The sequence below is a fragment of the Nocardiopsis potens DSM 45234 genome, assembly GCF_000341105.1.
In the GTDB taxonomy this organism is placed as follows: Bacteria; Actinomycetota; Actinomycetes; order Streptosporangiales; family Streptosporangiaceae; genus Nocardiopsis_A; species Nocardiopsis_A potens.
In genome coordinates, this window is record NZ_ANBB01000050.1 from 15976 (window position 1) to 34751 (window position 18776).

Annotated in this window: 18 protein-coding genes; 10 read left to right on the forward strand and 8 right to left on the reverse strand. The window is 75.1% G+C overall.

Annotated features, from left to right (window positions below):
* Positions 1-168: 168 nt before the first annotated feature.
* Positions 169-567, reverse strand: coding sequence for a hypothetical protein (locus D459_RS0120655; RefSeq protein WP_017594908.1), 399 nt, complete (start codon positions 565-567; stop codon positions 169-171).
* Positions 568-684: 117 nt separating this feature from the next.
* Positions 685-1749 (reverse strand): P1 family peptidase, encoded by a 1065-nt coding sequence (locus D459_RS0120660; protein ID WP_017594909.1) that lies wholly within the window; start codon positions 1747-1749, stop codon positions 685-687.
* Positions 1750-2019: 270 nt separating this feature from the next.
* On the opposite strand from D459_RS0120660, the gene D459_RS0120665 reads away from it, so the two are divergent.
* From D459_RS0120665 to D459_RS0120675, 3 genes are all read left to right on the forward strand, one after another.
* Positions 2020-2370 carry a hypothetical protein gene (locus D459_RS0120665; protein ID WP_040710674.1) on the forward strand — a complete coding sequence of 117 codons (351 nt, stop codon included), beginning with the start codon at positions 2020-2022 and terminating at the stop codon, positions 2368-2370.
* Positions 2371-2489: 119 nt separating this feature from the next.
* Positions 2490-2618 (forward strand): hypothetical protein, encoded by a 129-nt coding sequence (locus D459_RS37400; RefSeq protein WP_275041858.1) that lies wholly within the window; start codon positions 2490-2492, stop codon positions 2616-2618.
* Between the two features lie 121 nt (positions 2619-2739).
* Complete coding sequence (locus tag D459_RS0120675) at positions 2740-3708, forward strand: DUF2207 domain-containing protein (protein WP_026120603.1); 969 nt, start codon at positions 2740-2742, stop codon at positions 3706-3708.
* 74 nt (positions 3709-3782) lie between these two features.
* Here D459_RS0120675 and D459_RS0120680 read toward each other — a convergent pair whose 3' ends face one another.
* Positions 3783-4331, reverse strand: a complete 549-nt coding sequence (locus tag D459_RS0120680; protein WP_017594913.1) for a hypothetical protein — start codon at positions 4329-4331, stop codon at positions 3783-3785.
* A 211-nt stretch (positions 4332-4542) separates the two neighbouring features.
* On the reverse strand, positions 4543-5067 hold the full coding sequence (locus tag D459_RS0120685; protein WP_017594914.1) for a GNAT family N-acetyltransferase: 525 nt from the start codon (positions 5065-5067) through the stop codon (positions 4543-4545).
* Between the two features lie 564 nt (positions 5068-5631).
* Between D459_RS0120685 and D459_RS0120690 the strand changes: the two genes are divergently transcribed.
* Positions 5632-6513: a hypothetical protein gene (locus D459_RS0120690; RefSeq protein WP_040710698.1), complete on the forward strand. Its 882-nt coding sequence runs from the start codon at positions 5632-5634 to the stop codon at positions 6511-6513.
* Between the two features lie 24 nt (positions 6514-6537).
* On the opposite strand, the gene D459_RS0120695 is transcribed toward D459_RS0120690, so the two are convergent.
* On the reverse strand, positions 6538-7248 hold the full coding sequence (locus tag D459_RS0120695; protein ID WP_017594916.1) for a DUF5710 domain-containing protein: 711 nt from the start codon (positions 7246-7248) through the stop codon (positions 6538-6540).
* A gap of 137 nt (positions 7249-7385) precedes the next feature.
* Between D459_RS0120695 and D459_RS0120700 the strand changes: the two genes are divergently transcribed.
* Both D459_RS0120700 and D459_RS0120705 read left to right on the forward strand, forming a co-directional pair.
* Positions 7386-8144, forward strand: a complete 759-nt coding sequence (locus D459_RS0120700; RefSeq protein ID WP_017594917.1) for an RNA ligase family protein — start codon at positions 7386-7388, stop codon at positions 8142-8144.
* A 157-nt stretch (positions 8145-8301) separates the two neighbouring features.
* On the forward strand, positions 8302-8676 hold the full coding sequence (locus D459_RS0120705; RefSeq protein ID WP_017594918.1) for a hypothetical protein: 375 nt from the start codon (positions 8302-8304) through the stop codon (positions 8674-8676).
* A gap of 84 nt (positions 8677-8760) precedes the next feature.
* On the opposite strand, the gene D459_RS0120710 is transcribed toward D459_RS0120705, so the two are convergent.
* Positions 8761-9801 carry a nucleoside hydrolase gene (locus tag D459_RS0120710; protein WP_017594919.1) on the reverse strand — a complete coding sequence of 347 codons (1041 nt, stop codon included), beginning with the start codon at positions 9799-9801 and terminating at the stop codon, positions 8761-8763.
* 213 nt (positions 9802-10014) lie between these two features.
* On the opposite strand from D459_RS0120710, the gene D459_RS32295 reads away from it, so the two are divergent.
* From D459_RS32295 to D459_RS0120730, 4 genes are all read left to right on the forward strand, one after another.
* Positions 10015-11208 (forward strand): hypothetical protein, encoded by a 1194-nt coding sequence (locus tag D459_RS32295; protein WP_152523062.1) that lies wholly within the window; start codon positions 10015-10017, stop codon positions 11206-11208.
* Between the two features lie 209 nt (positions 11209-11417).
* Positions 11418-13037 carry an MFS transporter gene (locus D459_RS0120720; protein WP_017594921.1) on the forward strand — a complete coding sequence of 540 codons (1620 nt, stop codon included), beginning with the start codon at positions 11418-11420 and terminating at the stop codon, positions 13035-13037.
* Between the two features lie 222 nt (positions 13038-13259).
* On the forward strand, positions 13260-14864 hold the full coding sequence (locus D459_RS0120725) for an MFS transporter (RefSeq protein ID WP_017594922.1): 1605 nt from the start codon (positions 13260-13262) through the stop codon (positions 14862-14864).
* A 208-nt stretch (positions 14865-15072) separates the two neighbouring features.
* On the forward strand, positions 15073-15894 hold the full coding sequence (locus D459_RS0120730; protein ID WP_026120604.1) for a TIGR02452 family protein: 822 nt from the start codon (positions 15073-15075) through the stop codon (positions 15892-15894).
* 162 nt (positions 15895-16056) lie between these two features.
* Here the strand turns inward: D459_RS0120730 and D459_RS0120735 are convergent, their stop codons facing one another.
* A complete protein-coding gene (locus D459_RS0120735) occupies positions 16057-16425 on the reverse strand; it encodes a hypothetical protein (protein ID WP_017594924.1) in 369 nt (122 codons plus the stop codon).
* A 33-nt stretch (positions 16426-16458) separates the two neighbouring features.
* Complete coding sequence (locus D459_RS0120740) at positions 16459-18729, reverse strand: ATP-binding cassette domain-containing protein (RefSeq protein ID WP_017594925.1); 2271 nt, start codon at positions 18727-18729, stop codon at positions 16459-16461.
* Between the last annotated feature and the right edge of the window lie 47 nt (positions 18730-18776).

Sequence of the window (18776 nt, forward strand, 5' to 3'; positions counted from 1 at the left end):
CGCGTGCACAGGCCACTCCTCGCAAAGCTCGGCGGGGGCCGCCCTGGGCCCACCGCGGTCGGACGAGTCTAACTTCGCAGCTGAACGGGGGCCGAGGCCGTCCGGCGCAGCGGTGCTCCGAGGACCCGGCGGCGGCCGGTGCCGCCGCGGCGGAGTCCCCAGGGGCGGTCACGGGAAGCGCAGTTCCACGCCGTCGACGCCGGTCCCGTCCGCGACGTCCTCCTCGTCCACGACGACGCCCACCACCCCGGTCCTCCTCCCGTCCTTGATGCCCTGCAGCTCCCACGGGCCCCGCTGCAGCGGGACCGTCCACCGGCCGCCGGAGCCGGAGGAATGGCCGATCTCCTGGATCAGGATGGGCTCGTCCCCCAGATAGGACGGGGAGATGAAGACACCGGCCACCGGTTCCCCCGACGAGTCGAGGACGATCCCGCTCACGTCGGTCGTCTCGTTCGGGTCGTCCCCGGTGAGGGCGCGCCCGATCTCGCCGGGGGAGCAGGCGGAGGCCGCGGCCGCGACGGCGAAGGCGAGCGCGCCCGCCGAAAGGCCGCGGAGAATCGGCCGCATCGGACCTCCCGTCGTGCTTCGAAGGGGCCGGTGACCGGCGGCGGTCCACCCGGACCCGCGCCGCCGGGAGAAGTGTCCCCGGATCCGGCGGGAAGGGGCGGGGTCCGCCTGGCGGGGCTACCGGTCCCGGGAGACCGCCGACGGGAGCACGTCCCGGTAGGACGGCGCCCCCGGGCGGCCGGTGGCGTGCAGGACGCCGTCGGCGATGGTGCGGGCGAACACCGACGCGGTGGCGGACAGGAGCCGCTGGAACGCCGCCAGGTCGCCCTCGCGCTCACCGGTGGACAGGACGAACACCGTGTCCCCGTCGACCATGGTGTGCGCCGGGCGCACCGCGCGGGCCAGGCCGTCCTGGGCGACGCCGGCCAGCTTCGCCGCCTGCGCCTTGGTCAGCCGCAGGTCGGTGGCGACCACCCCGATGGTGGTGTTGAACCCGCCCGGGGCGGCCGGTCCGCCCCACGCCTCCAGCTCCGCCCGGTCCGGCAGCGAGAGCGGGAACTCGCCGTCCAGCCCGTCGTGCGCCCCGTACAGCGCGCCGGTGCGCGGGTCCACCGCGCTGCCCGCCGCGTTGACCGCGGCCACCGCCCCCACCGTGGTGCCGTCGGCCAGCACCAGGCTCGCCGAGCCCACCCCGCCGGCCAGGCCGCCCACCAGGGCCCCGGTGGCCGCCCCCACCGAACCGCGCACGACCGCCCCGCCGTCCTCGGCGTCGGCGCAGGCCAGCGCCCCCAGTCCGGCGTCGGGCACGGCCCGGAACCGGCCGCCCCGGCCCAGGTCGTACAGGACCGCCGAGGGCACGATCGGCACCACCTCGCCCGCCTCCGCGCCGACCGGCAGCCCCACCCCGGCGTCGGCCAGCCGGTGCATGACACCGCCCGCCGCGTCCAGCCCGTAGGCCGACCCGCCGCTGAGCACGATCGCGTGCACCCGCTCCACCATGTTCCGCGGGTCGAGCAGGTCGGTCTCCCGGGTGCCGGGGGCCGCCCCGCGCACGTCCACCCCGGCGACCGCGCCCTCCGCGGGCGGCAGCACCACCGTCACCCCGGTCCGGTACCCGTCCCCGACCCGCTGCGCGTGGCCGACGCGGATCCCCGCCACGTCGGTCACATCGTTGCGCGCCCCGGCCCGGGCCCCCTCCCCGACCTCCACCCGAACCGCCCGCCCGGTCGCCTGCTCGTCCATGCCCGGTCCTCTCCGCCTCGGTTCTCCTCGCCGCTTTCCGGAAGCCTGGCACACCGGCCGCTCCGTCCCGAGACCGTCCCCCGGGATCCGGCAGAGGAACCAGGCCGCGAACCCGGTGCGGAAGTGGTTCGCCTTCTCGGGCGGCAGAGTTCGCGTAAGAATGAGGACGGCGCTCCCCGCACACGCGGGGATGGTTCCGGCTGTTCAGAGACGCGGGAACCTTTCCTGGAGAAGCGGGCACCTCGTGTGTCCGAGGGAGGACCTTCGACATTGAACTCTGCACACGCCACAGAAGAACCACTCATCGAGCAGCCCGTGGCCACCCCGGACTCCCTGCGGGCGGCGGTCGCTGCGCTCGAACCCGCGCGGCTGGGGGAGTTCCTCAGCGATCTGACCGCGGCCAAGGCAGACTCCGTGAAAACATCGAGCATGCGGCCGATGCTGGTCTTCTACGCCAAGTGGTCGCAGTTCGCGGCCCTGCACCGCTTCCCGAAGCGGCGCGAGCGCCTGCGCCGGCTGGAGCGAACCGTGGCAGAGGAGACCGACCCGGTGAAGAACCGCGCGGCGATCAAGGAGATCTCGCTGCTCCTGGCCGAAGTGGAGCGGGAGATCAACGGGTGACGAGCTGGGGGTACGCCTTCGAACCCGCGGATCTCGCCGACGGCCTTCCGCCCGGTGTCCTGGCAGAGGTGGAACGCGTCGCCACGGAATTGGCCGAGCTGGGCCCGGACGCAGAACAAGTGGGAGAGCCAGAGGGCCGCTCGGGCGGGCTGCGGACGCTCCACTTGAGGGACTGCCCCGGCTTCTTCCTCTTCCTGGTGGGGCGGCCGACTCAGGAGATCGTCATCGTGCAGGTGACCGCACTGTGAGCGGGGTCCTGTGCGGGGCGGCCGTGTCCTTCCGCCTCCCCGTGCGGTGAACCGCCGGTGAACCCTTCGGCCGGTGCCGGCCGGGCACAACCGCCGGGCGGGTAGGAGCATCCGAGTGGACATGCCCCCCGAAGAACGGGGCGGCCGCCGGGCCGCCCGCTTCAATGCCGGACGGGTGATCGCCGCCGCGGCGGTCGCCGCCATCCTGATCACCGCGGTCGCGTTCGCCGCCGCCGCGCTCGCGCCGGTCGAGGAGCCGGAGGCGGTCGGACCGGCCGCCGGCCGCGCGATCACCTCGTTCCGCTCCGAAGTCCTGGTCGAGCGGGACGGCGACGTCCGGGTCACCGAGCGGATCACCTACGACTTCGGCGGCGACGGCTCCCCGGTCGTCCGCCGCCTGCCGCACACCGCGAGCATCGACGGCGCCCCGGAGCAGGACCTGGGGCTGCGCCGCGTCGGCGTCTCCGACGACGGCGGCGTGCGGCCGGTGGAGACCACCGAGGAGGACGGCCGGACCGTGATCCGCATCGGCGGCCCCGACGCCCCGCTCACCGGGACCCGCTCCTTCACCATCGAGTACGTCTACGGGAACCTGCTGGTGCAGGATTCCCAGGGCCGGCCCCGGCTCTTCTTCAACGCGGTCGGGACCGAATGGTCGGTCCCGGTCAGCGGGGTCACCGTCGACGTCTCCCTCCCGGGGGAGCCCGAGGAGGCGGCCTGCTACGCCGGCCCGCAGGGGTCCAGGAGCCCCTGCGACTCGGCGGAGCACGGCGACGGGGACGGCGCGCTCTTCAGCCAGTGGAGGGTCGCCCCCGGCCAGGCGATGAGCGTCGACGTCTCCCTCGCCCCGGGCGATCTCGACGCCGAGATCCCCGGCCCCGGAGAGGAGGACGGCGGCACCGACTCCACCATGGGGGTGCTGCTCGCGTTCGCCTGGGGCGTCTTCATCCTCACCGTGCTCGGCATCGTCTTCGGCGCCGGAGGCGCGGTGGTGGGCGGCGGCGGATCCTACGGCGGCTCCTACGGAGGGGGCGGCGACGGAGGCGACGGCGGCGCGGGCGACGGAGGCGGAGGAGGCGGCGGGGACTGAGCGGGCGGGACCGGGCGCGGCGGCTCCGCGGCCGGCCCCGCCCGGGCCGCTCGCGGGGCCGCCGCCCCGGGGAATCAGGAGCCGGGGCTCTCCTCGCCGTCCTCCAACTTCTCGAAGACGTCCACGTTGCCGCTGTCCCAGGTCACTTCGACCCGCGGGTCGCCGCGGTAGGAGGTGAGGTCGGCGCTCCCGGAGTGGTCGGTGCTGCCCGCCCCCATGTCCGCCAGGTTCGAGCAGGTCACGGTGAAGTCGACCGGGACGGCGGCCGGGTCGCCGTCCGACTCGCCGGCGCAGATCGGGGCCTGGCCCTCCTCCACGCCCTCCAGGCCGGGGTCGCCGATCATGCTGACCTTGCCGTCCTCGCCGAACTGGATGGAGACCACCGCGGCGCTGTCGGAGGAGTTCTGCACGGCCCACCAGAAGCCGAGCACCCCCTCCTGCTCCTCTTCCTCCGCCGCGGCCGCCTCTTCGGTCGGGGTGGGCGAGGGGGACTCCTCGGCCGAGGGGGAGGGGGACGCGCTCCCCGCGCCCTCTCCGGGCTCCGGCCGGGGCGGTTCGCCGCCGCACCCGGCGGCCAGCAGGCCGGCCGAGAGGAGGACCGCCGCGGGGATGGTGGGACGCACTCCGGCACCTTCGCTTCCGTACATGGGGGGCAAGGCCTCCCATGCTGCCGGTCCACCGGGGTGTTCTGTTCCGGAAAAGGGCTCTTCGACCGGTTCCGGCCGTGCCGTGGCCGGAACCGGCTGCACGGCGGTCCGGCTCCGGCCGCCGCAGAGCGGACCGCCCCCGGCGGGGACGGGGCGCGAAGGCCCCGCCCCGCCGGGGGCGGCCGGATCAGACGCCGAAGGCCGGCGGGTAGGCGATGGTGCCGGTCGGCACCGGGCGGCCCGGGTCCAGGGAGAGGGCCATCATCGCCTCGTCCGGGACCTCGAACGGCGGCCGGACGCCGAACCCGGAGGCCGGGGTGAACCCGAACCTCGGGTAGTAGTCGGCGTGCCCGAGCACCAGCACCAGGTTCTCGCCCATCGCGCGGGCCGCCTCCAGGGCGGCGCGGATCGCCGCGGAGCCCGCCCCCTTCCGCTGGTAGGCGGGGAGGACCGCGCACGGCGCCAGGGCCAGCGCCGGGGCGCCGTCCACCCGGCAGCGGGTGAGCAGGGCGTATCCGGCGACGGTTCCGTCCGGCGCCTCCGCGACGAAGGACAGGCCGTCGATCCACGCCTCGGGGTCGGCGCGCAGCGCGTCGACCAGGTCGGCCTCCTCCTCGGTGGGGAAGGCCGCGGCGTTGACGGCGCGGACCGCACCGGCGTCGCCGTCGTTCTCGGGGCGGGCGGCCCACTCGATCATGGTGTCGTCGTTCATGGGGTGGTCTTCCGTTCTCTTCCGTTCCGTGGTTCGGGACGTGCGGCCGCCACCCCGCCCGTGCACGCGGAAAGCGCTGAGCAGGGGCGGACGTGGGCGGGCGCGGAAACGGGTCGCCGCCGGACGGCGGTGCGCCGACCCCCGCGGCCCCGGTCGGCCGGGCGTGCGCGCCCGCCTCGGGTGCGGGGACGGTGAACGGAGCAGGACCTCAGGGGCCCGGCGGGGACGCGAGCGGAAGGCTCAGGTCAGACCGGGATCCGGGACGTGAGGACGGTCCGGGCACCGCGCGCCGCGGCGGCTTCCTGGGCGGCCATCAACTCACCTCCGGGTCGGATCCCAACGAATGCGGTGCGGGCACCGCAGCAGGAAAGACGCTAACACGGCCGCCGGGGTTGCCCGACGAGACCGGGCTCACACGGCCCCGGACGGCGGGCGGGCACAGGAGGGGAGCGCGGCCGCACCCGCCCGCACGAGGGCTCCGCGCACCCACCGTGCGGGGACAAAAAAGCGGACTTATCGCAAACTCGGTGTGGCATGTTCATCGCCGTCGGTAATCTTCCGGTCATGCTCAAGATCGAGCACGAGTTCATGACCGAGCTGCTCCAGAACGATCCGGGCCTGGTCGCCGAACTCGCGGAGCTCGGCTTCGGCGTCCGGCTCCCCCCTTTCGCCCAGGCCACCCTGGAGAGCAACCGGACAGGGCGCATCGACCCGCCCGAGCTGACCGCCGACTCGGTGGTCCTGCTGCGGGACCCGGCGAAGAAGCGGATGGTCCACGGGAAGCCGACCGACGCGGTGGCCGGGATCATCGCCGAGGTGCAGCGCGGAGAAGACCCGGGCAAGCGGTTGAGCCGGCCCTGCTACATCGCCAACCTCCGCCACCGGATCGATGCCCCGGTCCTGCTGGTGGTGCTCTGCCCGAGGCCGTCCGCGGCGCCCTGGGCCCGGCGGGCGATCCCCACCGGCCACCCCGGGTTCACCCTGGAACCCCTGGTCCTCGGCCCCGCCGAGGTACCGGTGGTCACCGACCCGGAGGCCCTCGCCGAATCCCCTGAACTGGGCGTGCTGTCCACCCTGCTGCACGCCGACGAGGACGTCGACCTGGTCGACGTGATGATGGAGGGCCTCGACAAGATCGACCCCTCCCGCGCCGAAATCTATACTCGACTCGTGATGGTGCTCCTCGAAGAGGCACCGCGACACCGGCTGGAGGTGATCGTGGCGTCTGCGATCTACGACTTCACCACCCCGTTCACCGAGCGCTACGTGGAAAAGGGCCGCGCCGAGGGGATCGCGAAGATGATCCTGAAGGTGTCGGACGCGCGCGGGATCGCGGTCGGGGACGAGGTGCGTGAGCGCGTGCTGTCCTGCACTGATGTCGAGACGCTGGACACCTGGGGCGGCCGTGCGGCCGTGGTCTCCTCCGCGGACGAGATCTTCGGCTGACGCCGGGCGGTCCGGCGCCGCCGTTCAGGACGGTCCCGGGCGGTGCTCCAGTTCGGTGCGGGCGGCCTCGGCGCGGGCCAGGGCCTCCGGGGGCGGGGAGACCTCCACCCCGGCGGAGGTCAGCATGGACAGGTCCAGCGTCCAGGCCAGGGCCGAGCGGGCCTCCCACACCGTGAACGCGTCGTCGACGTGCTCCCGGGCCTGGGCGTCGGTCATCCCGGTGACCTCGCGCAGGTGGGCCAGGGCCTCGGCGGCGCGGCCGCGGACCTGGGCCAGGCCGAAGTGGGTGACGGTGTGGCACGGGGTGCACAGGCAGATCAGCCGCCTGAGCGCCTGCACCCGGGAGGCGGGGTCGTAGGTCCACCGCTCGTGCACCTCCAGCCAGGTCCGCTCGGCGGGGGCCGCGGCGGCGCCGCAGACCTCGCACCGGCGGCCGGCGCGGCCGACGACCATCCGGCGCAGCCGCTCCCAGTCCCGCTGCGGCACGCACGAGCGGACGTTGGTGAACCAGCAGGTGCTCGGGACCAGGTCGACGTAGAGACCGGAGCCCAGCGACCGGTCCTCGCCGGGCAGCAGGTCGGGCACGTCCGGGGCGGCCGCCCACCGGTCCAGCCCCGCCATGTCCGGCCGCGGCGCGTACCACCGCCGCCGCCGCGCGTCCCAGCGCGCCCCGAGCGCCTTCGCCTCGTCCTTCTCCGCGAACGGCACGTCCAACCAGATCCGCTCGGCCGCCATGGGTCCCCTCCGCTCGTCGCGGCCACCGACCGCGCCCCGACCCTACGGCCCGCCGGGCGCGGTGAAAAACGGGTGCGCCCGGTCCGGCGCTTCGGGCACCCTGGGGTCTCCGCCCCCCTGCCGGAAGGAAGAGACCCGTGGACCCCCGGACCGTCGACCTCGACGCGCTCAACTCCGCCACCAAGTACCCGAGCATCCCCACCTACCACGTGCTCGACCCGAAGAACGGCGGGCTGCTGGAGGAGACCGCCGCCTTCTCCGGCGAGGTGGTGCTGAGCGAGAAGGTGGACGGGACGAACGCGCGGATCATCCTCTTCCCCGGCGGCGACTACATCCTGGGCAGCCGGGAGGAGCTGCTCTACGCGCGCGGCGACCTGATCGGCAACCCGGCGCTGGGCATCGTCGACGCGCTGCGCGGCCCGGCCGGCCGGCTCGCCCCGCCCGAGGCCGGTCTGCGCGTGTACTACCTGGAGGTCTACGGCGGCAAGGTCACCGGGGCGAGCAAGGAGTACACCGGGAGCCGGGCGGTCGGCCACCGCCTCTTCGACGTCGCCGGCGTCGGCGCGGACGTGCTCTCCCTGCCGCGCCCCCGGATCTCGGCCTGGCGGGAGGACGGCGGCCAGGCGTTCCTGCCCGAGGACGAGCTGGCCGCGGCCGCGGAGAAGGAGGGCTTCGAGCGGGTCCCGATCCTGGGCTCGGTCGACGCGGCGGAGCTGCCCGCCGGCGTCGCCGAGATGCAGGAGTTCCTCGCCGAGCGCCTGCCCGGCACCCGGGCGGCCCTGGACGACGGCGCGGGCGGCCGCCCGGAGGGCGTCGTGCTGCGCACCCGGGACCGCTCCGCGATCGCCAAGGCCCGGTTCCAGGACTACCGCCGCACCCTGAAGCGGCGCGGCTGAGCCGGGCCCTGCGGGGACCGGGCGGCACGGCGCCGGATCCTGCGGGGACCGGGCGGCGCGGCGCCGGGAAAAGCGGTGGCCGCCCGGTCCCCGGCCCCGCTATCGTCCGGGCCTCGGACGGAGAGCGGGCCCCGGGCCCGGACGGGAGGCGGTACCCATGGCCGGCGCGGACACGACGACCCTGTGGCGCCCCACCGGGCCCGCCGAGCTGGAGCTGGTCCGCGGACTGGAGTGGAGGGCCTGGCCGCCGCGCCTGCCGGAGCAGCCGATCTTCTACCCGGTCCTGAACGAGGACTACGCGGTCCGGATCGCGCGCGACTGGAACGTCCGCCACGACGGGGCCGGCTACGTGACCCGGTTCGAGGTGGACACCGCCTTCCTGGCCCGCTACCCGGTCCGCCGGGCCGGCGGCCGGACCATCCTCGAACTGTGGGTCCCCGCCGAGGAGCTGGACGAGTTCAACGCGCACATCGTCGGCGAGATCCAGGTCGTGCACGAGTTCCACCGCCCCGTCGGCGGCGAGGAGGAGTGACCGGCCCCCGCACCCGGGACCGGCCGGACGCGGAACCCCGGAACCGCCGCCGGAGCGCCCCGCACGGCCCCGGCGCAGGACGGATCAGGCCCCGGCCGAGCAGGACCGGCCGGGGAGCAGCACCCCCTCCAGCCAGGACATGAAGGCGCCGTACTCCGCCGAAGCGCTGACCCGGACGGCCGGCGCGCCGTCGGCGGCGGTGGTGCGTCCGATCGGGTCGACGGCCAGGGGCGTGGGCGCGAAGGCGACGAACGGGAGGTCCAGGGCAGCGCTGAGGGCGAGGGCGTCGTGCTGCCTGGTGCCCGGGAAGAAGCGGGCGAACCACTCGTCCAGGTGGGCGGCGAGCAGGGAGGCCCAGGCGGGGGCGGCGGGGGCGGAGAGCGCGCGGTGCAGGGTGTGGCCGGGCCCGATCTCCGTGTCTGGGACGAAGGTGATCTCCGAGGTGACGAACCGGGGCGGGGCGAGCCTGCCGTCGGCGACGGCCGCGAAGACCGCGTGCACGGCGGGGACGTCCAAGCGGAAGTTGTGCTCGGCCCGCTCGGGGGAGCGGTAGCGCAGGGCGCCGCCCATCTGGGTGACGCGCAGCCGGGGTGCCAGCTCGGGGGCCTCGGCCAGGAGGAGGGCGAGGTTGGTCAGGGGCCCCAGGCCCACCCAGTCGATCGGTCCCGGCCGGGTGGCGGCGACGGCGCGCACCGCCGCGATGACATCGCCGCCCTGCGGCGGTGCGGATGCGGGGACGAGGTCCTCGACGCAGACATAGCGGGTCTCGCCGCCGGCTCCGGCGGCCACGGGCACATCGGGGCGTCCGAGGCGGTCCAGCAGGATCCGGGCGAACCGCGCGCGCAGGCCGGGCCGGCGGGGCCCCGGACCGGTCTCGTCGGAGGTGGTCACCAGCTCCAGAGCGGGTGCGCACCGGGCCGCCACGGCCAAGGCGATGGCGTCGTCGGGGTCGCCGCCGATGTCGGTATCGATGATCACGACCGTATTCTCCCCGGAGGGGACCCGGGCGAAGGCGCTCTCCTGCGGCCGGATCCTGCCGCCTCGCGGGCACGGGGCCGGTGTCTCCTCGACACGGAGCCCGGTGGTGGTGTGCGGGTCGTGGTGCCGGGTCCACTCGTCGCTCAAGCCGCGACCTCGCGGTGGGCCTCGGCCAGGATCTGCCGGATGTCGGCGGCCAGACGGGCCGGGGTCTCCGGATCGGCCGCAGTGGCGGTGGCCGGTGCACACCGGTATGCGGTGGGTGGGCGCCGTCGGATTCTGAATCAGGGGTGCGTCCCGGGGGAGGGCGGGAACTCTGCGGGGCTCCGGGGCGTCGCAGGTGCGACGGTCGGAAGAGTGATGGGCAGTGGGATGCAGAACGGTTTCGGGCAGGTCATGGTCGCGGCCTTCGCGGACGCGCGGATCGAGGCGGAGTACGTGCCGCCGGCGGGGGTGCGGGTGGTGCTGCCGGACGGGCGGTACAGCGAGATGGACCTGAGTGCCGCGTTCCAGCACGTCGCGGCGGAGGTGCCGGAGGCGGAGCATCCGGACTTCGCCGCGGGGGTGGTGCGCGGGATGATGCGGTCGTTCCGGCGGAGCGGGATCCGGATCGGCACGCACTACCCGCCGCCGGCCGACGACGCGGCCGGGCACGCGCTCCTTGACGCGTTCCGGCAGGCCGGGCACCGGCCGCTGTTCGAGGAGCCGGACGTGCTGGCGGTGGAATTCGGCGACGGCGCGAAGGGGGTGCTCAAGGTCGACCGGTACCGGGCCGCCGCCGAGGGGGCGTCCGAGCAGGAGCTGCGCGGGCAGGCCGCGGAGTTCGCGGCCGCGGCGATGCGCGACTCCGCCCGGATGAGGGAGCAGGGCGACCACGCCGCCGGGGAGTCCGCGGCGCTCCGGCTCCGGCTCTACCCGGAGGGCATGCTCACCGAGGAGCTGCGCGGCTCCGTGGTGACCCGCCCGCTGGCCGACGGGGTGTGGGAGACCGTCGCGGTCGACCACCCCGACTCGGTGCAGCCGCTCTCCCGCCGCGCGGCGGAGGGGCCGAACGCCCAGCCCTTCGACCGCCTGTTCCAGGCCGCGGTGGAGAACTCCCTGGCCGAGCCGTTCGAGGTCAGCGAGCACGAGATGAACGGGGTCAAGCTGCTGCACATCGGCGGCGACCACTTCTACATGGCGGCGCACGCGCACGTCCTCGGCCGCTACCTGGGCCGGTACGCGCCGCTGGAGAACGGGGCGCTGGTCTCCTTCCCGGTGCCCCAGGTGGTGCTGGTGAACCCGTTCGGCGCCGGGCACCCGATCGCCGCGATGGAGGCGATGCAGGACCTGGCCGCGAGCTTCGCCGAGGGGGACAAGCCGATCAGCTCGCAGGTGTTCTGGTGGCGCCCCAGCGCCGCGGAGCAGGCCGACCCGGGCCGCGCCCCCGCCCAGGACCACCGCCCCGACCTGCGCCGGGTCCGGGTGGAGGTGGACCACGAGGCCAAGAGCGTGTCCGTCTACGGCGACGAGGACTTCCGGGCCCTGCTCGACCGGCTGATGTCGGAGGGGTAGCCCACGCGGGGAGGGGCGGGGAGGCGGCGGACCGGCGCCGCCCCCGCCCCTCCGCCGTGTCCGGGGCGGTGCCGGTGGGAGAGGGAAAAGGAAGGGAGGGAAGGGAGGGCAAGGGAAGAGGGCTTGAGTTCGAGTTAACTTGAACTTCTAAGGTCGCCCTGTCGCGACCGGGCACCCCGGCCCGGCGCAACCGAGAGAGGGACGGAGACATGGCGACCGACGGACCGGAACGGGCGACCTGGCGGGAGTGGGTCGGCCTGGCGGTGCTGCCCCTGCCGCTGCTGATGACCGCCGCCGACATGAGCGTGCTCTTCCTCGCGCTGCCGAGCATCGCGGCGGACCTGGGCCCGGGGAGCACGCAACTGCTCTGGATCACCCACGTCTGCGACTTCCTCGCCGTCGGGTTCGCGCTGACCATGGGCCGGCTGGTGGACCGGCTGGGCGCCCGCCGGATGCTGGTCGCCGGGGCGGCGGTCTACGGGACCGCCTCGCTCGCCGCCGCCTACGCGCCGGCCCCGGAGGCGCTGATCGGGATGCGCGCGGTGCTGGGCATCGCCTCGGCCACCGTGATGCCGGCGGTGCTGTCCCTGCTGCGCCCGATGTTCCGCGCCCCGGCCCAGTTCTCTTTGGCGGTCGCGGTGGTGATGAGCGCCTTCTCGGTGGGGATGGCGATCGGGCCGCCGCTGGGCGGGCTGCTCCTGGAGCACTTCTGGTGGGGTGCGGTCTTCCTGATCAACGTGCCCGTCGTGGCGGTGCTGCTGCTCAGCGCCCCGATGCTGCCGGCCGGTCGCGGCGCCGGGGCGGGCCGGGTGGACATGCTCAGCGTGCTGCTCTCGCTCGGCGCGATCCTCTCCGTGGTCTACGGCTTCCAGGAGATCGCCGACGCCCAGGCCGGCGGCGGCGGGGAGGCGGTGTGGCCGCACGCCGCGGTGGTCGCGGCCGGGCTGGTGCTGGGCGCGCTGTTCGTCCGGAGGCAGCTGCGGCTCGCCGACCCCCTGCTCGACCTGCGGCTCTTCGCGATCCCGGCGTTCTCCGTCTCGCTCGGCGGCATGCTGCTGATGCTGCTCGCCTATGGCGGCGCCGACCTGCTGCTCACCCAGTTCCTGCAGACGGTGCTCGGGATGTCTCCGGGCCGGGCCGGCCTGCTGATGGTCGCCCCGGCGGCGGCCGCGCTGATCAGCGGGATGGCCGCGCCGCTGCTCACTCGGTCGTTCGGGGCGGTCCGCACCATGGCGGGCGGCCTGCTGATCGCCGGCGCCGCCGCGGCCGGCATGGCCGCGCTGGTCGGCCGGGCCGGCCCGGTCGTGCTCATCGCCCTGGTCACCGTCATCGCGCTGGCGGTGGGGCCGCTGTTCCCCGTCTTCACCGAGCTGGTCGTCGGCTCCGCGCCGGAGGAGCGGTCCGGGACGGCGGCCGCGGTGAACGACGTCGGCGGCGGCCTCGGCCAGGCGCTGAGCGTGGCGACCCTCGGCTCCATCTCACTGGTGCTCTACCAGGGCGCCCTGCGGGACACCGCCCCGGAGGACGCGCCGGAGGCGGCGGTGCGGGCGGCCGGGGAGAGCATCGGCGGCGCGGGCGCGGTCGCGGAGGGCCTGCCCGGCGAGGCGGGCCGGGCGCTGCTGGACTCCGCGAACGCCGCGTTCACCACCGGAGTGCAGGGCGGCTACGCCTTCGGGGCGGTCCTCCTGGTGCTGGCCGCCGCGGTGGTGGGCTGGTTCCTGCGCGGCGACCGCGCCGACGCCTCCGGCCGGAGGGAGGGCGCGGAGGCGGCCGGTCCGGAGGAGGCGGCAGAGGGGGCCGCCGCGGCCGCGGACACCCGGTCCGGCTGACCGGGACTCGAAGGGGGCGGGGGAAGGCGGACGCCCCGCCGCCCGGCCCGCCGGGAACCCCTGGTCGGCCCCGGCCGGACCCGGCCGGGGCCCGGAAGCGGCGCGGCGCCGGGGCGGGAGCGCCTCTCCGGGCGGCCGTTGACTTCCACCCGAATGGAACTTCTAGCCTCATCGCGGGGAATCGGAACCGGCGGTGCGGATCGAGCGACGGGAGTCCGAAAGATGGAGACCGAGAAGGGCGAGAAGGAGGCGGCGCCCGGAGGGGCCCGCCGGGCCGGTGCGCGGGAGTGGGGCGGCCTGGTGCTGCTGGCGCTGCCCGCCCTGGTGATCGCGATGGACTTCTCCGTGCTGCACCTGGCGGTGCCGCACCTCAGTGCCGACCTGGACCCGACGAGCACGCAGATGCTGTGGATCGTCGACGTCTACGGGTTCCTCATCGCCGGGCTGCTGGTTCCGATGGGCACGGTCGGCGACCGGATCGGGCGGCGCAGGCTGCTGCTGGCCGGCGCGGCCGCGTTCGGCGCGGCGTCGGTGCTCGCCGCGATGGCGACCGGCCCGGGGATGCTCATCGCCGCCCGCGCCCTGCTCGGGGTGACCGGGGCGACCCTGCTGCCGTCCACGATGTCGCTGCTCACCACGATGTTCACCGACCCCGGCCAGCGGCGGCTGGCCATCGCGGTCTGGTCCGGCGGGTTCATGGCCGGCGGCGTGATCGGGCCGCTGGTCGGCGGAGTGCTGCTGGAGTACTTCTGGTGGGGGGCGGTGTTCCTGCCGGCCCTGCCGGTGATGGCGGCGCTGATCGCCTTCGGCCCGTTCCTGCTGCCCGAGTACCGCTCCCCGTCGGCGGGCCGCGTCGACGCGCCCAGCATCGCGCTGGCCATGGCGGCCGTCCTGCCCGCGGTCTACGGGATCAAGGAGATCGCCAAGGACGGGCCCGGCGCGGTCCCGCTGCTCGCGCTCGCCGCCGGCGTGCTGATCGGCCGGGTCTTCATCCGGCGCCAGCGCCGCCTCACCGACCCCCTGCTCGACCTGCGGCTCTTCGCCGCGCGCGAGTTCAGCGCCTCGCTCGGGGCGCAGACCGCCGGGCTGTTCGCGCTGGGCGCCGCCACCTTCTTCACCATGCAGTACCTGCAGATGGTGATCGGGCTGTCCCCGCTGGCCGCCGGGCTGTGGACGGTTCCCGGCATGCTCCTCGGCGTGGTCGGGAACCTGCTGGTGCCGGTGCTGGCCCGGCGCGTCCCGGCGGGGACCGTGGTCGCCTGGGCGTTCGCCGCGGCCGCCGGGGCGCTGCTGCTCGTCGCCGCCGCCGGAACCTCCGGCCCGGCCCTGGCCGTCGCCGGGTTCACCCTGCTCAACCTGGTGGTCAACCCGGCCATGGTGCTCACCTACGACCTGATCCTCACCTCCGCGCCCCCGGAGCGGGCGGGCGCTGCCGCGGGGGCCGCCGAGACCGGCAACGAGCTGGGCATCGCCCTGGGCGTGGCGGTCACCGGCAGCATCGGCACCGCGGTCTACCGGCGGATGCTCGCCGGGGAGGCGCTGCCGGACGGCGTCCCGGCGGAGGCAGCCGCCTCGGCCCGGGACACCCTGGGCGGCGCGGTGGCCGCGGCCGACGGGCTCTCCGGAGCGGACGCGGAGCGGCTGCTGGAGGTCGCCCGGGAGGCGTTCGTCCAGGGGATGCAGGTGGCCTCGGTGCTCCTCGCGGTCCTGCTCGCCGCGGTCGCGGCCGTCACCGGCGTCCTGTTCCGCCGCCGCCCGGCCGCGGCCGCCGCACAGGAGGCCCGGGGCGGCGCCCCCGCCGCCGAAGAGCGCCCCTCCCCGCGCTGACCCCGACGCCGCCGTCGCCGTCTCGACCGGCCTCGTCGTCAAATGGCCGTTGCGACGAGGAACTCGGGGAGGGCCGAGGGACGAGAGGTGCCCCGACCGAGCGCGGCACCCCACGGGGTGCAGGTTCAGGCGAGCGGCGACGGCGGAGGAAGGGCCGGGGCGGAAAACCGGTGGCCCCGGGGACCGCGTCGGCGCTACTTTTCCGGGCATGTCCACACGATTGCGCCGGCAGTGGGCCGAGACCCGGGACGCCGTCGAGCGGGGGTACTACACGGCGGGCGGCCGCAGGGCCGACCTCACCGCCCACCTCGCCGCGATGCGCCGGGGGACCCGGCTCTACCTGCCCGAGGAGCTGCCCGCCCTGGCCGAAGCCGCGGCCGGGCGGCCCGGCACGCCCGCGGCGCGGACCGAGGTGACCGGGGAGACCACCCTGCAGGCCGCGCGCCGGCTGGCCGCGGACGGGCCGGTGGCGGTGCTCAACTTCGCGTCGGCGCGCAACCCCGGCGGGGGAGTCGCCAATGGGGCGCGCGCCCAGGAGGAGAGCCTGGCCCGGTCCAGCGCGCTCTACGACAGCCTGGTCCGGTGCCCGGAGTTCTACGACCACCACCGGGCCGAGCGCAGCCTGCTCTACACCGACAGGATCATCTACTCGCCGGACGTCCCGGTCTTCCGCGACGACGGCGGCGAATGGCTGGACGAGCCCTACACCGCGGCGTTCCTCACCGCCGCCGCGCCCAACCGCCGGATGATCGAGCGCAACACCCCGGAGCGGAGCGGGCAGGTGCGGCCCGCGCTGGCCGCCCGCTCCCGCGGGGTCCTCGCCGTCGCGGCGGACCGCGGCCACGCCCGGCTGGTCCTGGGCGCGTGGGGCTGCGGCGTGTTCGGCAACCGCCCGGCCGAGGTCGCCGAGGCCTTCCGCGCCCACCTCACCGGGGCGTTCGCCGGCGTGTTCGAGGAGGTCGTCTTCGCCGTCCTCGACCGCCCGGACGGTACGACCCGTCGTGCCTTCACCGACGCCTTCGCCGGGTAGCCGGACCCTGCTCCCCGCCCTCCTGCGGCTGTCGTAGGGGGCCGGTGGACACAGGGGTGCGGATCCCCGACGGTGCCCCTGGGCGATGATCTTGACGGCTGTCAACGCGCGTTGACAGCCGTCAAGATCATCGGGGAGCCGCTCCGGCGCGGCGGGCCGGGCTCACAGCTCCGGCCAGGCGTACCCGGGGAGGTAGGCGTGCTCGCCGCGGAAGAACCAGTCGGCCAGGTCCTCCAGGCGCTCCAGGCAGGCCGAGTGGTAGGACTCCGGGGTCGGGCGGGGGAAGGCCGGGTGCGTGCTCCAGTCGCGGACCCAGGTGCCCATCTCATGGAAGCCCTCGGCGAGCCACCGCTCCAGGAGCTCGGCGCCCTCGCAGCGCTCGCACACGGCGCGCATCGCCCGCTCCAGGCGGGTGAACGCGGCCCGGCCCCACACCAGGTCGCCGCGGAGGCGGATGAGGAAGCTCCCCTCGCGGGCCTCGAACTCGTGCCGGAGGACCTGCACGGGGTCTGCGTCGTCGGCGCGATCCATCCGGCGATGATCGCAGACCCCGGGCAGGTGCGGTCAGCCGCGGCCGGCCGGCCCGGCCGCCATCGACCGGCGCAGGTGGGCGCCGGTGACGGAATGCGGGTCCTCGGCCAGCCGGGCGGGCGGGCCGGTGAACACGACCCGGCCGCCGTGGTGGCCCGCGCCCGGGCCCATGTCGATCACCCAGTCGGCGCGGCGGACCACGTCCAGGTCGTGCTCGATCACCACCACGGTGTTGCCCGCGTCGACCAGCCGGTCCAGCACGTCCATCAGCCGTCCGGTGTCGGCCCGGTGCAGGCCGGTGGTCGGCTCGTCCAGCACGTACAGGCCCCCGGCCGGGCGGCGGCGCAGCTCCGCGGCGAGCTTGATCCGCTGGCACTCGCCCCCGGACAGGGTGTTCAGCGGCTGCCCCAGGGCGAGGTAGCCGATTCCGGTCTCGACCAGCGCGTCCAGCATCGGGCGGATCCGGCCGTCGTCGAACGCCTCCCGGGCCCCGGCCGCGGTCATGTCCAGCACGTCGGCGATGGAGTACCCGTTCCAGGTGTGCTTGAGCACCTCGTCGGTGAACCGCCGGCCGCGGCAGGCGCCGCACACCGATGTCACTCCGTCCATGAACGCCAGGTCGGTGTAGACCGCGCCCAGCCCCCGGCAGTCCGGGCAGGCGCCGGCCGAGTTCGGGCTGAACAGGGCGGCCTGCACCCCGTTGGCGCGGGCGAACAGCCGCCGGATCGGGTCGGCGATCCCGGTGTAGGTGGCGATGGTGGAGCGCCGGTTGCCCGCCACCGCCCTCTGGTCGACCGCGACCCCGCCCGGGTGCTGCTCCAGCAGGACCCCGACCAGGCTGCTCTTCCCGGACCCGGCGACCCCGGTGACGGCGGTCAGCACCCCCGCGGGCACCTCCACCCGGACGTCGCGCAGGTTGTGCCGGTCGGCGCCGGCCACGGTGAGCGCGCCGGAGGGGGTGCGCGGCTCGGCGCGGGGCGCGAGCCGGCCGCGCAGCGCCCGCCCGGTCACCGTGTCCGACCGGAGCAGCCCGGCGTAGTCGCCCTGGTAGACCACCTCGCCGCCGTCCGCCCCGGCCGCCGGGCCCAGGTCGACCACGTGGTCGGCGACCGCCACCACGTCCGGGTCGTGCTCGACCACCAGGATGGTGTTGCCCTTGTCGCGCAGCCGCCGCAGCAGCGCGGTCAGCCGCTCGGTGTCGTGCGGGTGCAGCCCGATGGACGGCTCGTCGAAGACGTACAGCATCTCGGTGAGGCTGCTGCCGAGGTGCCGAACGGTCTTGATCCGCTGCGACTCGCCCCCGGACAGGGTGGTGGTGGGCCGGTCCAGGGAGAGGTAGCCCAGGCCGATTCCGACCAGCGCCTCCAACCGCTCGGCCAGCGACTCCACCACCGGTTCGGCGCCCGGGGCGTCGACCCGGCGCACCTCCCGGGCCAGGTCGGACACCTCCATCGCGGTGCAGTCCATGATCGTGCGCCCGTGCAGGCGCACCGAGCGCGCCGCCTCGTTCAGCCGGTGGCCGCCGCAGTCCGGGCAGGTCCGGGAGGTGGTGAACCGCTCGGTGACGGCCTGCTTGTACCCGGAGTCATCGCCCTCGGCGTGGATGTAGATGCGGGTGAACCGCTCCACCAGCCCCTCGTAGTCCTTCGGGGGCCTGGAGCCGAGCCGGGCCGCGGCCTCCCCGCCGTACAGCAGGGCCTCGCGCTGCTCCTCGGTCCACTCGCGCAGCGGTGCGGCCGGGTCGAACAGCCCGATGTCGGCGTACTGCCGGTACCAGTACTGCCCGCTGCCGAACCCGGGCAGCAGGATCGCGCCCTCCTCCAGCGACCGGTCCGGGTCCAGGAAGGCGGAGGTATCGGGGAGCACGACCCGGCCGATGCCGCTGCACCGCGGGCACATGCCCGCCGGGTCGTTGAACGAGAACCGGTTCGACTCGCTGATCGGCGGGGTGCCCGCCCGGGAGAACAGCAGCCGCAGCAGCGTGTAGATGTCGGTGATGGTGCCGACGGTGGAGCGCGCGTTCCCGCCGAGCCGGCGCTGGTCGATGACGACCACCGGGGACAGGTTCTCGATCAGGTCGACGTCGGGCCGCCCTGCGCTGGGAAGCCGGTTCCGCACGAACGCGGTGAAGGTCTCGTTGAGCTGCCGCCGCGCCTCGGCCGCGATGGTGTCGAAGACCAGGGAGGTCTTCCCGGACCCGGAGACCCCGGTGAAGGCGGTGATCGCCCGCCGGGGCACGGTCAGGTCGAAGCCCTTCAGGTTGTGCTGGCGGGCACCGGTGATGCGGATCGCGTCATTGGGCATGCGCCCGAAGTTAGGCGGAGTAGTTGCCACCTTCCGGCCACAATCCG